This window comes from Mesorhizobium sp. WSM4849, from assembly GCF_055811385.1.
Map to the genome: position 1 here is coordinate 250,146 of NZ_JBVVPW010000003.1, position 11,776 is coordinate 261,921.

The following is an 11,776-nucleotide window of genomic DNA, read 5'->3' on the forward strand; positions in this document are numbered from 1 at the left end:
AGTACGCCCCGCTCCGGTTCTCGGAACCCACCATTCTCGACTCGGCCTGCCCTGAATCTCGACATGCCCTGACCACGGCCGACTTCAGCCGGCCAGCGCTGCCTTGTTCGCCTCGAGGAAATGCCTCAACGATTTCGGCTTTTTGCCTGAAAGTGTCTCGATCGCGTCGGTGACCATGCCGATGCGGCCGGAGCGCGTGTTGGTGTCGAAGGAGGTGACGACGGGGGCAAAAACTTCGGGAACGCCTGATGCCTTCAGGCCCTCGGTCAAGGCTTCATCCGAAAGCTGAACGACCTCGATGGGCTTGCCGGTGACGTCGGTCACCAAGGCTGCGATCTCGGCGACGGTATGGGCCTGCGGACCCGTCAGTGTGTAAGTCGTGCTTTCCGAAGCGCCCGACGCAAGGCCGGCGGCGATCGCCGCGGCCATGTCGTCGCGAGCGCCATGGGCGATGCGTCCGTCGGCCGCCGATGTATACCAGTATCCCGAGGCAATGGCGTGCGGCAGCGACATGAACAGGTTCTCCTGATACCAGCCGTTGCGGAAAATCGTGTAGGGGATGCCGCTCGCCTTGATCGCCTGCTCGGTTCCGTAGTGATCGCCCGCAAACAACACCGGCGATCCCGGCTCAGGATTGGGCATCGAAGTGTAAAGCAGATGCGAAACATCAGCCTTCTTGGCGGCTGCGACTGCATTCTCGTGCTGCTTGAGGCGCTTGCCCCCAAGGTCGATCTCGCCGGTCGAGATGATCAGGACCCTGCCGGCGCCCTTGAATGCCTCGACGAGCGACGCCGTGTCATCGAAATCGGCTTGCCTGATGGTAACGCCGCGCGTCGCCAGGTCGGCGAGGTTTTCCGGATTACGGGTGGCGGCGATGATGCGTGCGGGCGGAACCTTGAACGTATCCAGCAGATGATGGATGACGCCGCGGCCGAGTTGGCCGGAGGCGCCGGTGACGAGAAGGGTTTCGGTCATGGGAAGTCCTGTCGTTGCGCCGGAGCGGCGGGTGCTTATATTGGTCTCAAAAAGAGACCAGCACTAAAATAGGAATTGACCGACCTTCGTAAAGAAGGCAGCTTTGTGGGAGGTAGGCAGGCGCAGGGAACCAGCGATGGACAGCAAAATCGTCAATCTGAGATCGAAACTCGAGATTTACAAAGCGGGCAGCGGCGGGGGCAACATTGCGGACTGTCCGGTTCGCGATGTGATCCAAGGCATCAGCAACAAATGGAGTTCGCTGCTGATGATGGCGCTCGCAGAAAAGCCGTACCGGTTCGGCGAATTGCGGCGGCTGGTACCCGACATTTCACAGCGCATGCTCACCCAGACGCTGCACGATTTGCAGCGCGACGGCTACGTCCATCGCGAGGTGTTCCCGACCAAGCCGCCGAGCGTCGAATACAGCCTGACCGATCTCGGACGCTCGATGTTCGGACCCCTGCACCAGCTGCTCCAGTGGGCCGAGCTCAACCATGGCGCTGTGCGCGCCGCGCGCAACGCTTTCGACGCTACCGAGACCTAACCCAACGCCAAGAGCGACGGCTTGATTTGGCGATACCGCTGAAGGATCGATGGTGGCTGGAACCATGGTCGATCCGTTCAGGCGAATCGGTAGCAAGGAAGCACGGTGGCCGCCTCGTTGCGGCGGATGAGTTTCGAAAGGTGCGAACCCTTCGCTTGCAGGAATGCATGAAGGCGCTGCGGGTAATCCGGGGCGACAGCGTCCATCACCGACTTGCGTTCGTGCAATCCCTTCCGCCAGGCCCCGACAAGCGGCTTTCCGGTCAGGATGCCGAACGCGCCGATCCGATCGAAGGTATCGAAATAGCGGAAGATTGGTCCATAGACAGCATCGACCAGTGAAAAGCGCTCGCCGGCAAACCATGGCCCAGCTCGGCCAGCCGTCAGTTCTATTTCGAGACGATCGAACATTGCCGACAGACCTTCGCTTTCGGCAAGGAAGGCGGCCTCGGTCGGAGCGGAATAGAGTCGACCGATTGCGTTGAGGGTGGCCGAGCCGAACTCGATCCAAGCCCGATGCCGGGCGCGGTCCAGCGGGTCGGCAGGGTGAAGCGGATTGGCAAGCGTTTCCTCAAGAAATTCGAGGATGACCGCCGATTCGAAGATCGCGGTTTTCTCGCCATTCTGCTGCACGCGCAGCAGCGGCACCTTGCCGAGGGGCGAGATCGTCTTGAACCAGGCCGGCTTGTTGGCGAGATCGACTGTGATCCGCTCGAACCGCACGTTCTTTTCGGCGAGCGAGATCGCCGCGCGCTGCACATAGGGACAAAGGTGATGGCTGACGAGAACCAGCTTGGCGGTCATTTCATTCTCCCCAGACATAGTTCAACGCGCCGTCCTCGACGCGGGTGGAGAGGAACATGAGACGGGAGCCTTTGGACGCCGGGCCTTCGACCCGATCCCCGCTCGCCATGTCGAACGAGGCGCCATGCCACTGGCAGACCAGCTTGCCGTCCTTGCAGTCGAGCGGCCCACCGAAATGCAGGCAGACATTGGCGGCGGCGCGGATACGCTCGCCGCTGCGGTAGACATGGACTTCGCGGCCGAAGAATGGAGCGATCAGGCTGCCCGTCTCCGGGATGTCGGCGATCTTGCAGATTTCATGTTTCATAGCAGTGCCTTCCGATATGAATGCAGTTGCATCTATATAGATGCATTTGCATTGATCGTCAAGCTTGATGCAATTGCATCTATCGCCTATGCTGCAACCATGACGGAGCAAACCAACCCTTCGCCGGCGGCCATCAAGGCCTGGGCCCGCCTGATGCGCGTTTCGCGCCAGCTGGTGGAAAGAGCCGAAGACGCGCTGAAGGACAGCAGCTTACCGCCGCTTGCCTGGTACGATGTGCTGCATGAGCTTGCCGAAGCCGGCGAGGGCGGCTTGCGGCCATTCCAGCTGATCGAGCGCACCCTGTTTGCGCAATATAACATCTCCCGGCTACTGGCGCGGCTCGAAGCGGACGGGCTGGTCGAGAAGCTCAGGGTTGCCGATGACGGGCGAGGACAGACTATCCGCATCACTGGCAAGGGCCGCGAGACGCGCCGCCGCATGTGGGCCGTCTACGGACGATCGATCGCGGAGTTGGTCGGCGCCAGGCTTTCAGATGATGACCTCGACACATTGTCGGCTCTGCTTGGGCGGCTGCGCCATCCAGCTGCGCTCGAGTGATGTGGCCTTTGGCGCTGATCGTCGCGACGTCAGACACTTCCCCAGAGGAATGCCAGTGCTGCCAGCACGCCAAGCAAGACGCGAACTAGATGCAGATTGCCCCATTTGACGATCAACGCCCGGGCTTGCGGATTGACGGCGGCCGCGTCCATCGCCTCCAGCAATCGGTTTGTCGGCATCATTGCGATCAGCGTCCATGGCCAGGGCAGGATGATCAGCACCGCCCCGACCAGATAGGCAAGACTGCCGGTCTGCCACCAGGCAACGACACCAAGAACACAGGCGACGACGGCGATCGACGCCTGCATGGCGGCGCCGCGCTTGTAGGAAGGCTGCCATTCCTGCAGCAGTGCCCTGTCATCGAGACGAAGCCGCGCCGGCTGCTCGGCGACGCTGATATAAATGGCGGCGCCGGCGAAAGCGGCGGTTACGGTCAATGCAAGCAGGCCGACGAGCATCTTCCCTCCGTGACATGCCGTTCCAGCGGAGGTCGTTCCGGCTTGGAATGCGTCAAAAAGGCGGAGATAGGGCTTGCACCGGCTCCGACAATACGCCATAGACAAGCCGAACCGTAACGTACGGTACGGCCCTGGCTGCCGCCGTTATCGAGCAGGAAAACAGTTTGTTGCAGGCAAGCGTCGACATCGACACCGGCGAAGCGCTGACGGAGCGACAGAAAGCCGTGCTCGATGCCGCACTTCGCCTGCTGGTCGAGGAGGGCGATCAGTTGACCATGACCGCCGTGGCGCGGCGGGCGAGCTGTTCCAAGGAGACGCTCTACAAATGGTTCGGCGATCGCGACGGGCTGTTGACGGCAACGGTGCAATGGCAGGCCTCCAAGGTGCGAGTGCCGCCGGTCGACGGCAAGGGGCTTACCCTTGCTTCGCTGACGGTGAGCCTCGCACGCTTCGCTTCGGACTGGCTCAAGGTGATTTCGAGCGACACCTCGATCGCGCTGAACCGCGTCGCCATTGGCCGTGCTGGCTCGGGGAACGACGATCTTGGCGCCATCGTGCTGGAGAACGGCCGCTTCGCGCTGGCCCGGCGCCTGAAGCCGGTGCTGGAGGCCGGCCGGCAGGCCGGGCTTCTCGAGTTCTCAGATGCCGAAACGGCATTCCGCACCTTTTTCGGGCTGGTCGCCCGTGACGTGCAGGTCCGCCTGCTGCTCGGCGACCGGCTGGAACTGACTGATGCGGCGATCGGCGGCGATGCCGTCCGGGCGACGCAGCAGTTTCTCGCTCTTTATGGAGCAAAAACCGGGCCGCAAGGCCCCCTAGAGCCGGATGACTTCAGGTCAAGTCGACCTGAAATCTGAATCCGGCTCTAAATCAAAGAGATAGAGCATGATGTCGTCCGAAAACCGCCCCACACTTTTCGGCATCATGCTCTGAATGCAAAACGGGAAGGAAAGAAAAATGCGTGTCTATTATGATCGCGACGCCGATCTCAACCTGATCAAGGGCAAGAAGGTCGCCATCATCGGCTATGGCAGCCAAGGCAGGGCGCACGCGCTCAACCTCAAGGACTCCGGCGTTAAGGATATCGCCATCGGCCTCAAGGCCGGATCGGCGACCGCCCAAAAAGTCGAGGCCGACGGGCTCAAGGTGATGAGCGTGGCGGAGGCTGCCAAATGGGCCGACCTGATGATGATGGCGACGCCAGACGAGTTGCAGGCCGACATCTACAAATCCGAGATCGCGCCGAACATCCGCGACGGCGCGGCGATCGCCTTCGCCCACGGCCTCAACGTGCACTTTGGCCTGATCGAGCCGAAGGCCTCGGTCGACGTCGTCATGATTGCGCCGAAGGGGCCGGGCCACACGGTGCGCGGCGAATACCAGAAGGGCGGCGGCGTGCCGTGCCTGGTCGCGGTCAACCAGGACGCTTCGGGCAATGCGCTCGATCTCGCTCTGTCCTACGCTTGCGGTGTCGGCGGCGGCCGTTCGGGCATCATCGAGACCAATTTCCGCGAGGAATGCGAAACCGACCTATTTGGCGAGCAGGTTGTGCTGTGCGGCGGTCTGGTCGAACTGATCCGCGCCGGTTTCGAGACGCTGGTGGAAGCCGGCTACGCGCCGGAAATGGCCTATTTCGAGTGCCTGCACGAGGTCAAGCTGATCGTCGACCTGATCTATGAGGGCGGCATCGCCAACATGAACTACTCGATCTCGAACACCGCCGAATGGGGCGAATATGTTTCGGGCCCGCGCATCATCACCGCCGACACCAAGGCCGAGATGAAGCGCGTGCTGAAGGACATCCAGACCGGAAAGTTCACCTCGGAATGGATGCAGGAATACCGCGCCGGCATGTCGCGCTTCAAGGGCATCCGCCGCAACAACGACAGCCACCAGATCGAGGAAGTCGGCGCCAAGCTGCGCGCGATGATGCCGTGGATTTCTAAGAACAAGCTGGTAGACAAGGCCAAGAACTGATCGAAATCCACGTTCGTTTCCTTGCGCGTCCTCGGGCTTCGCCCTGTGGGCGCGCGGGAGATTTCGAAGAACAGGCTGGTCGACAAGGCCAAGAATTAATTCACGATTTTATCAATGCTCAGAAAAGCCGGCGGAGCGTTCCGCCGGCTTTTTTCACATCAATGGCTGGTGATCTCGCCGGTATTTGAAAAGACGCGGTATGCTCGCTGTCGTGGTATGCATGCGCAGGCATGCGTTGCCGAGGGGGCAGATTTGGAACTCAAACTTCTGTTGGTCGGGTTCGCCTGCGTGGTCGCCGGCATGCTGAGCGTTGCTACGCTGTTGAAGTGGCGAGAGGTGAGGGCGGTCAGCCGCTGGCTTCCGGCACCCGGAAAGATCGTCTCGTCACGAGCGGAAGCCCGCGAGGTGACCAGTCCGGGATCCGGCTCGGGACGCAGAGGTTCAACCGAGACGCGAAGTTTCCCGGCGATCACCTTCGAGTACAAGGTGGGCGGGAAAATGTTCCGCAGTTCGCGATATAGCGTGCAGGAGAATGTCGGAAATTTTGCCGTTTCCGAAACCCTTGCGCGGTTTCCCAAGGGAGCCGACGTAACCGTTTTCTACGACCCGTCCGATCCGGCCAAGGCCGTGATCGAGCGCACCATGCCCGACGGCGCCCTCAAGTTCATGATCCAGCTTTCGGCCGGGCTGGTGATTGGCGCCATGGTGTTGGTGTTCTCCGTCGGCGGCGTCCTCGAGGCGATCGGGCCGCATTTGCCCAAGCCGCAGAACCTCGGCGCGGGGGCCCTGCTGCTTGTCATGGGACTGTTTACCCTGCGCATGGGCTTTGCCCAGAAGTCGCTCGCGGAACAGGCGGCCAGATGGCCTGTCGCCACGGGACACATCGACGCTTCGGGCCTGCAGAAATTCCAGATCCGCGACAGCTTCGAGGGCGGCGGTGGATACCCGCCTTGGCGAACCGTCTTCAAATCCCGCGTCGTCTACAGCTATAGCGTCGCCAGCCAGCGCTATGCCGCCGACCGCGTTGCTTTCGGCTCGAACCTGACGGCCTCGCTGCCAGGCCTCGTCAGCGGTCAATCGCAGCGCTACCTCCAGGGCGACAAGGTCGAGGTCCACTACGATCCCGCCAATCCCGCTGCGGCCGTTCTCGAATGCAGGGTGCGAGGACTTTGGGTGCTGTGGGCCTCCGCCTCTGCCTTCCTTGTCGGGGCCGCACTGCTCGTCGGGGTATTCTAGGAGATTCTCTCTCCTAACTTCGTCGACTGCTCAGAGGACGCGGTTCGGGGGATTTAGCCGTAGTGCCAGTGGGGCTTTGGCTCGGTGCCGGTGAACATGATGCCGATGCGGTCCTCGCGGCGCCAGCGGACCACTGCCTTGTAGGCGATGCCGTCGGTCGGCACATAGAGCAGGAATTCGTCGGGTACGCGAGCATCGATCGAGACCTTCAGTTCGGCGCCGCCGTCATGCATGTTGCGCACCGTGCACGTGACCTCGGACCTGGTCATGCCGGTCAGGATCGTCGCGCCCTTGAAGACGCGCTGCCTGCGTTTGTCCCGGTGTTCGTCTTCAGCCATCGCGCGCCAATCCCCGGCGATCGTCGCATTTCATGTGGTGCGATCGGCAAGATAACTAGGCCTGCCGGATAAACATAGCGTTATCGTCGGCGGCGAAACGATTTCGCGGTGCCCTGGCCGGACAAAGAACAGTTCAGAAGAAGAGCCAGACGGAAACGGCGCCGCGAGGGGCGGCGCCGTCTGGAATGCATCAGTCGATCAGCTATAGGGCGACCAGCATTGCTGGCGCGGGCCGTTATAGGGTTGGAACGTGTTATCCCAGGTGCGATACGACCGGTAACGATTGTAGCACCAGCGGACATGGGCGCTCGAAAGCGTGCCATAGTAACGGCGCGGCGCATAGTAACCGTTGTTGTAGTAGCCCCGGTTGTAGTAGCCCTGGTTGTAGTAGCCCTGGTACAGGCTGCCAAGGCCGAACCCAAGGCCCAAACCGAGAAGCGCGGCGGCGGCGTCGTCGTCGTCGTCGTAGTAACGGCCGTAATAGCCGCCACCGTAGTACCGGCCGTAATGGCCGCCACCGTAGTACCCGCCACGATTATGGCGCCAGTGCCGCCCACCGTTCCAGTTGCGGCGCCAGTGCCGCCCACCGTTCCAGTTGCCACGGTTCCAGTTCCGGGCTCCTGAGAAATTACGGCCACGCATCCAGATGTCATTATTGCCGCCAGCCCAGCCATCGCGCACCGGCACGATTTCGCGTGCCGCGGCAGCAGTTGGGAGCGGGACGTCAGGCTGAATGGGCCCGGCCATGGAAGGCGCCGAGAGGCCGGAAAAAAGACCCAAGGCCAACATGCCCGATCGAATGGTAGTCAAAAAGAGCGGTTTCATTTCACTCTCCGAAGATTCCAGGCCCCACGCTCAGAGTAACCCTAATCATGGACCTTTGCGTCTGAACGGAAGATGAACGGAAAGGTTCCATTAACCATGAATGGGCATCGCCCAGCCCCCTTGTTTTCGGCTGCGCTTGTGGGCAAAGGTCACCGCCATGTCCCTGCGCCTCGCCACCTTCAATGTCGAAAACCTGATGAACAGGTTCGATTTTTCCGGATACCGCAACCAGCTCCATGAAGATCGCACGCTGGCGCTCTTCGATATCCAGAGCGAGGCCGAATACAAAATGCTGGAACAGGCGCGGGCGATCGCGCTATCCGACGACACGCGCCAGCTGACGGCACTGGCCATCGCAGCCACCCGCGCCGACATCATCTGCATGCAGGAGGTCGACAATATCGAGGCGCTGAAGGCTTTCGAATACGGCTATCTGTTCAAGATGGTCGGGCATGGCTACCGCCAGAAATACACCACCGCCGGCAATGATTCGCGCGGCATCGACGTCTCCGTGATGATGCGCAACGAGACCGCGCAGGGCCAGCCGATCGAATTCGTGCGCATGACAAGCCACGCCTATGTCACGTTCGAACAATTCGGCCTGCACACGCCGGAACTGGCAGCGCTTGGGCACCAGGCCAACCAGCGCATCTTCCGGCGCGACTGCCTGGAAATCGACCTGACAGTCGGTGGCGTGCCGCTGACGCTCTATCTGGTGCACTTCAAGTCGATGGGCTCGCCCCGCAACGGTCTCGACGGGCGCCAGGCGACAATGCCGCTGCGCATCGCCGAGGCGCGAGCGGTGCGCCGGATCATCGAGGAGCGTTTCGGTGGGGATCATGCCGCCGACAAAAGCTGGGCGATCTGCGGCGACATGAATGACTATCGGCAGCGCGTGAAGATCTCCGGCGACGCCTTTGAAGGCTACCGCTTCGAGGTGATCGATGAGAGCCAATCCTGCCTCAACGTGCTCACCGCCGGCGGCTTTTGCGAGAATGCGGTCGAGCGGCGCCCGGAGATGGACCGTTGGACCTTATACCATACGCGCGGACCGCAAGAGCGGCATCTGTGCCAGCTCGACTACATCCTGTTGTCGAAGGCACTGGCAGCCAAGAATGCGACCGCCGTTCCCGACATCATCCGCAACGGCCAGCCCTGGCGCACGATCTTTCCGGCGGGCCAGGAGGTGGACCGCTTTCCGCGTGCCGGCTGGGACCGGCCGAAGGCGTCGGATCATTGTCCGGTGGCGATCACCCTGGAAATAGCCTGAGGATCGTTTTCGTTGAGCTTCGACCTGCCACGCAACATCATCCTGCCGGTCGACGCCGTCGACGTCAGGCTCGACCCCGGCCCGCATCCGTTCGAACGCGATAATGCGCAAGCGATCGCCGAGAATTGGCGGCGTGAGACCGTGGCCAACCCGGCGCTGTTCGACGGCACCGTGGTGCTGCTTTCGGCGCTCAGTTATCGCGACAACAGCCTCGTCGGCCGCTGCCATGCGGTGCGCTACTCGACCTTCATGCTTTGGCGCGGCAATCGGCAGGTGGCTGGGGCCGAGCACGCCTATGCCCATGCCATGCTGGTCGCCGGCGACAATGCGCTGGTGGCGATCCGCATGGCGCGGCACACGGTCAATGCTGGCCGCGTCTACTTCGCCGCCGGCTCGTTCGAGCCGACCGATTTCCGCGATGGCCTTGTCGATGTCGACTTCAACATGATCCGCGAGGTGCGGGAAGAAACCGGCCTCGACCTTGCCGGCGCGACACGCGGCAGGCGCTACTATGCCCTGTCGACGGCAACCGGCACGGTGATCTTTCGCCGCTATCGCGAGACGGCATCCTCCGACGAGGTCGCGCAGCGCATCAGTGCCTTTGTCGCCTCCGAGGCAGAGCCGGAAATCGACGGACCTGTCATCATCCGCAATGCCGATGACCTGCCGGATGGGCTGATGCCGCATATGAAGCCACTGATCGAGTGGCATTTTGCCGGCCAGGACTGACGCATCGGCCCGAAAATCGGAATCGATTTTCGAAAAGCACGATGCAAAGTTTCAAAGTGTTAGAGCGTACTTTGTGCGTCCAAGTGGACGCACGTCGCGCTAACGACGCATTTTGTTTTCGATGGTTTTGCGGTCGTTGCAGGCAGCGACGAAAAACAGCACGACGCCGACACCCAGCAGCGCACCCATCGCCGTTCCCATCGTCTGACCGACAACCTGCTGGAAATCGGCGGTGACATGATCGGGGTTGGCCATGCCATAGCTGGCCAAGTACCACCAAAGCCCCACCAATGCGGCCTCGATGATCACCGTCACCAAAATCACTCGTTCCTTCTTGCTCATTCCACTGTTCCCCACCGCCCCCAAGGCAATTGCTATCACCGCGGATTGTACGGCGACAGAGGGCAGGGCACGGGCGACGCGAGAATTATGGGTCTGAAAGCGGCGCACGCTCCGCCGCGCTATTCATGCCTCAGTGCGTCGATCGGATCGAGCCGTGCGCCGCGCAGCGCCGGGAAGAAACCGAACACCATGCCGATCAGCGCCGAGAAGCCGACGGCGAGCAGGATTACCGCCGGACTTGGCGCGAACGGGATGGCCAGCGTCAGCGAGGCGAGGCCGGCCAGCGCCAGGCCGATCAGGATGCCGATAATGCCGCCGAGCAGCGACAGCACGGTCGCCTCGACCAGGAACTGGATGAGGATATGCTTTTCATGCGCGCCGATGGCCAGCCGGATGCCGATCTCGCGGGTGCGTTCGGTGACCGACACCAGCATGATGTTCATGATGCCGATGCCGCCGACCAACAGGCTGACGCCGGCGACCGCACCTAGCATGCCGGTCATCGTCGTGGTGGCGCTCGCCATGGCGTCGGCGATCTGGGTCATATCGCGGATCGAGAAATCGTCGTCGCGGTCCGGCGTGATGCGGCGCGTGTCGCGCAAAATGTCCTCGACGCGCGGCAGCAGCTCGGTGGTCGACGTCCTGTCGTCGGCGGCGACGTAGATCGAGTCGATGTCGCGGTTGCCGGCGATGCGGCGCTGGTAGGCGGTGAGCGGCATCAGCACGACATTGTCCTGGTCCTGACCGAAGCCGGTATAGCCCTTCGGCTCGAGCAGGCCGATGATCTTGCACGAGGTGCGGTTGACGCGAATGATCTCGCCTTCGGGGTCGCCGGCGCCGAAGAACTGCTGGCGCACGGTTTCGCCGATCAGGCAGACGCCGGTACCCGAGCGGATTTCCGAATCGCTGAACGGGCGGCCCGAAACCAACTTCCAGTTGCGCGCATCGAGATAGGCGCTGTCGGTGCCGGTGACACCCGACGTCAGGCTTTCCGTGCCGAAGATGACGCGGACCTGCTTTTGCGATGCGGGCGAGATGGCGCGGGCGCCGCTGAGGTGTGCGACGAGCGCGGCAAGTTCCTTGCTGCCGAGCGGACGTGTGGCCTGGTCGAGTCCTCCCGGTCCGCCGGGTCCGGCTGGGCGGCCGGGACGCACAACGAGCAAATTGCTGCCGAGCTTGGAAATGTCGGCCTTTACCTTTTCGGTGGTGCCCGATCCGATGGTGAGCATGGCGATGACGGCAGCGACGCCGATGACGATGCCGAGCAGCGTCAGGAACGAGCGCAGCACGTTGCGGCGGACCGAAAGCAGCGAGAGGCGGACGGTTTCCCAGATCATGGCCTACAGCCTGATCCATCCCGATCCATGATCTCTTCCGAAAACCGGATTCCACTTTTCGCTGACGCGGTCCT

General features: G+C 62.1%; 15 protein-coding genes. 7 read left to right on the top strand and 8 right to left on the bottom strand.

Annotation, left to right across the window (positions count from 1 at the left end; translation table 11 throughout):
* Positions 1-84: 84 nt before the first annotated feature.
* Entirely contained in the window at positions 85-975 is an 891-nt protein-coding gene (locus tag AC0L3L_RS04625) for an SDR family oxidoreductase (protein ID WP_473636714.1), read from the bottom strand.
* Between the two features lie 136 nt (positions 976-1,111).
* On the opposite strand from AC0L3L_RS04625, the gene AC0L3L_RS04630 reads away from it, so the two are divergent.
* On the top strand, positions 1,112-1,522 hold the full coding sequence (locus tag AC0L3L_RS04630; RefSeq protein WP_473636715.1) for a winged helix-turn-helix transcriptional regulator: 411 nt from the start codon (positions 1,112-1,114) through the stop codon (positions 1,520-1,522).
* Between the two features lie 77 nt (positions 1,523-1,599).
* Here the strand turns inward: AC0L3L_RS04630 and AC0L3L_RS04635 are convergent, their stop codons facing one another.
* Positions 1,600-2,325: a glutathione S-transferase family protein gene (locus AC0L3L_RS04635; RefSeq protein ID WP_473636716.1), complete on the bottom strand. Its 726-nt coding sequence runs from the start codon at positions 2,323-2,325 to the stop codon at positions 1,600-1,602.
* Between the two features lies 1 nt (position 2,326).
* Positions 2,327-2,632 carry a Rieske (2Fe-2S) protein gene (locus AC0L3L_RS04640; RefSeq protein ID WP_473485314.1) on the bottom strand — a complete coding sequence of 102 codons (306 nt, stop codon included), beginning with the start codon at positions 2,630-2,632 and terminating at the stop codon, positions 2,327-2,329.
* A gap of 99 nt (positions 2,633-2,731) precedes the next feature.
* Here AC0L3L_RS04640 and AC0L3L_RS04645 point away from each other — a divergent pair, with 99 nt between their 5' ends.
* Complete coding sequence (locus tag AC0L3L_RS04645; protein ID WP_192360964.1) at positions 2,732-3,190, top strand: MarR family winged helix-turn-helix transcriptional regulator; 459 nt, start codon at positions 2,732-2,734, stop codon at positions 3,188-3,190.
* 29 nt (positions 3,191-3,219) lie between these two features.
* Here the strand turns inward: AC0L3L_RS04645 and AC0L3L_RS04650 are convergent, their stop codons facing one another.
* Positions 3,220-3,648 carry an anthrone oxygenase family protein gene (locus AC0L3L_RS04650; protein ID WP_473636717.1) on the bottom strand — a complete coding sequence of 143 codons (429 nt, stop codon included), beginning with the start codon at positions 3,646-3,648 and terminating at the stop codon, positions 3,220-3,222.
* A 167-nt stretch (positions 3,649-3,815) separates the two neighbouring features.
* On the opposite strand from AC0L3L_RS04650, the gene AC0L3L_RS04655 reads away from it, so the two are divergent.
* From AC0L3L_RS04655 to AC0L3L_RS04665, 3 genes are all read left to right on the top strand, one after another.
* A complete protein-coding gene (locus tag AC0L3L_RS04655; RefSeq protein ID WP_473636718.1) occupies positions 3,816-4,505 on the top strand; it encodes a TetR/AcrR family transcriptional regulator in 690 nt (229 codons plus the stop codon).
* 100 nt (positions 4,506-4,605) lie between these two features.
* A complete protein-coding gene (gene ilvC / locus AC0L3L_RS04660) occupies positions 4,606-5,625 on the top strand; it encodes a ketol-acid reductoisomerase (RefSeq protein ID WP_258123577.1) in 1,020 nt (339 codons plus the stop codon).
* Positions 5,626-5,877: 252 nt separating this feature from the next.
* Positions 5,878-6,861, top strand: coding sequence for a DUF3592 domain-containing protein (locus AC0L3L_RS04665; protein ID WP_473636719.1), 984 nt, complete (start codon positions 5,878-5,880; stop codon positions 6,859-6,861).
* A 53-nt stretch (positions 6,862-6,914) separates the two neighbouring features.
* Here AC0L3L_RS04665 and AC0L3L_RS04670 read toward each other — a convergent pair whose 3' ends face one another.
* Together AC0L3L_RS04670 and AC0L3L_RS04675 are read right to left on the bottom strand one after the other, a co-directional pair.
* Positions 6,915-7,199: a PilZ domain-containing protein gene (locus AC0L3L_RS04670; RefSeq protein WP_123151893.1), complete on the bottom strand. Its 285-nt coding sequence runs from the start codon at positions 7,197-7,199 to the stop codon at positions 6,915-6,917.
* 198 nt (positions 7,200-7,397) lie between these two features.
* Positions 7,398-8,024, bottom strand: coding sequence for a BA14K family protein (locus AC0L3L_RS04675; protein ID WP_473636720.1), 627 nt, complete (start codon positions 8,022-8,024; stop codon positions 7,398-7,400).
* Between the two features lie 157 nt (positions 8,025-8,181).
* On the opposite strand from AC0L3L_RS04675, the gene AC0L3L_RS04680 reads away from it, so the two are divergent.
* Together AC0L3L_RS04680 and AC0L3L_RS04685 are read left to right on the top strand one after the other, a co-directional pair.
* Positions 8,182-9,294 carry an endonuclease/exonuclease/phosphatase family protein gene (locus AC0L3L_RS04680; RefSeq protein ID WP_473636721.1) on the top strand — a complete coding sequence of 371 codons (1,113 nt, stop codon included), beginning with the start codon at positions 8,182-8,184 and terminating at the stop codon, positions 9,292-9,294.
* 12 nt (positions 9,295-9,306) lie between these two features.
* A complete protein-coding gene (locus tag AC0L3L_RS04685; protein ID WP_473636722.1) occupies positions 9,307-10,023 on the top strand; it encodes a hypothetical protein in 717 nt (238 codons plus the stop codon).
* A gap of 99 nt (positions 10,024-10,122) precedes the next feature.
* Here AC0L3L_RS04685 and AC0L3L_RS04690 read toward each other — a convergent pair whose 3' ends face one another.
* Positions 10,123-10,365 (bottom strand): hypothetical protein, encoded by a 243-nt coding sequence (locus AC0L3L_RS04690; protein WP_473636723.1) that lies wholly within the window; start codon positions 10,363-10,365, stop codon positions 10,123-10,125.
* Between the two features lie 119 nt (positions 10,366-10,484).
* Complete coding sequence (locus AC0L3L_RS04695; protein ID WP_473636724.1) at positions 10,485-11,702, bottom strand: ABC transporter permease; 1,218 nt, start codon at positions 11,700-11,702, stop codon at positions 10,485-10,487.
* Positions 11,703-11,776 lie beyond the last annotated feature (74 nt).

What these genes read in the sequence shown, in the direction of transcription:
- AC0L3L_RS04625 (WP_473636714.1), bottom strand. Translation starts at nt 975, where the DNA reads ATGACCGAAACCCTTCTCGTCACCGGCGCCTCCGGCCAACTCGGCCGC.
- AC0L3L_RS04630 (WP_473636715.1), top strand. Translation starts at nt 1,112, where the DNA reads ATGGACAGCAAAATCGTCAATCTGAGATCGAAACTCGAGATTTACAAA.
- AC0L3L_RS04635 (WP_473636716.1), bottom strand. Translation starts at nt 2,325, where the DNA reads ATGACCGCCAAGCTGGTTCTCGTCAGCCATCACCTTTGTCCCTATGTG.
- AC0L3L_RS04640 (WP_473485314.1), bottom strand. Translation starts at nt 2,632, where the DNA reads ATGAAACATGAAATCTGCAAGATCGCCGACATCCCGGAGACGGGCAGC.
- AC0L3L_RS04645 (WP_192360964.1), top strand. Translation starts at nt 2,732, where the DNA reads ATGACGGAGCAAACCAACCCTTCGCCGGCGGCCATCAAGGCCTGGGCC.
- AC0L3L_RS04650 (WP_473636717.1), bottom strand. Translation starts at nt 3,648, where the DNA reads ATGCTCGTCGGCCTGCTTGCATTGACCGTAACCGCCGCTTTCGCCGGC.
- ilvC (WP_258123577.1), top strand. Translation starts at nt 4,606, where the DNA reads ATGCGTGTCTATTATGATCGCGACGCCGATCTCAACCTGATCAAGGGC.
- AC0L3L_RS04670 (WP_123151893.1), bottom strand. Translation starts at nt 7,199, where the DNA reads ATGGCTGAAGACGAACACCGGGACAAACGCAGGCAGCGCGTCTTCAAG.
- AC0L3L_RS04675 (WP_473636720.1), bottom strand. Translation starts at nt 8,024, where the DNA reads ATGAAACCGCTCTTTTTGACTACCATTCGATCGGGCATGTTGGCCTTG.
- AC0L3L_RS04680 (WP_473636721.1), top strand. Translation starts at nt 8,182, where the DNA reads ATGTCCCTGCGCCTCGCCACCTTCAATGTCGAAAACCTGATGAACAGG.
- AC0L3L_RS04690 (WP_473636723.1), bottom strand. Translation starts at nt 10,365, where the DNA reads ATGAGCAAGAAGGAACGAGTGATTTTGGTGACGGTGATCATCGAGGCC.
- AC0L3L_RS04695 (WP_473636724.1), bottom strand. Translation starts at nt 11,702, where the DNA reads ATGATCTGGGAAACCGTCCGCCTCTCGCTGCTTTCGGTCCGCCGCAAC.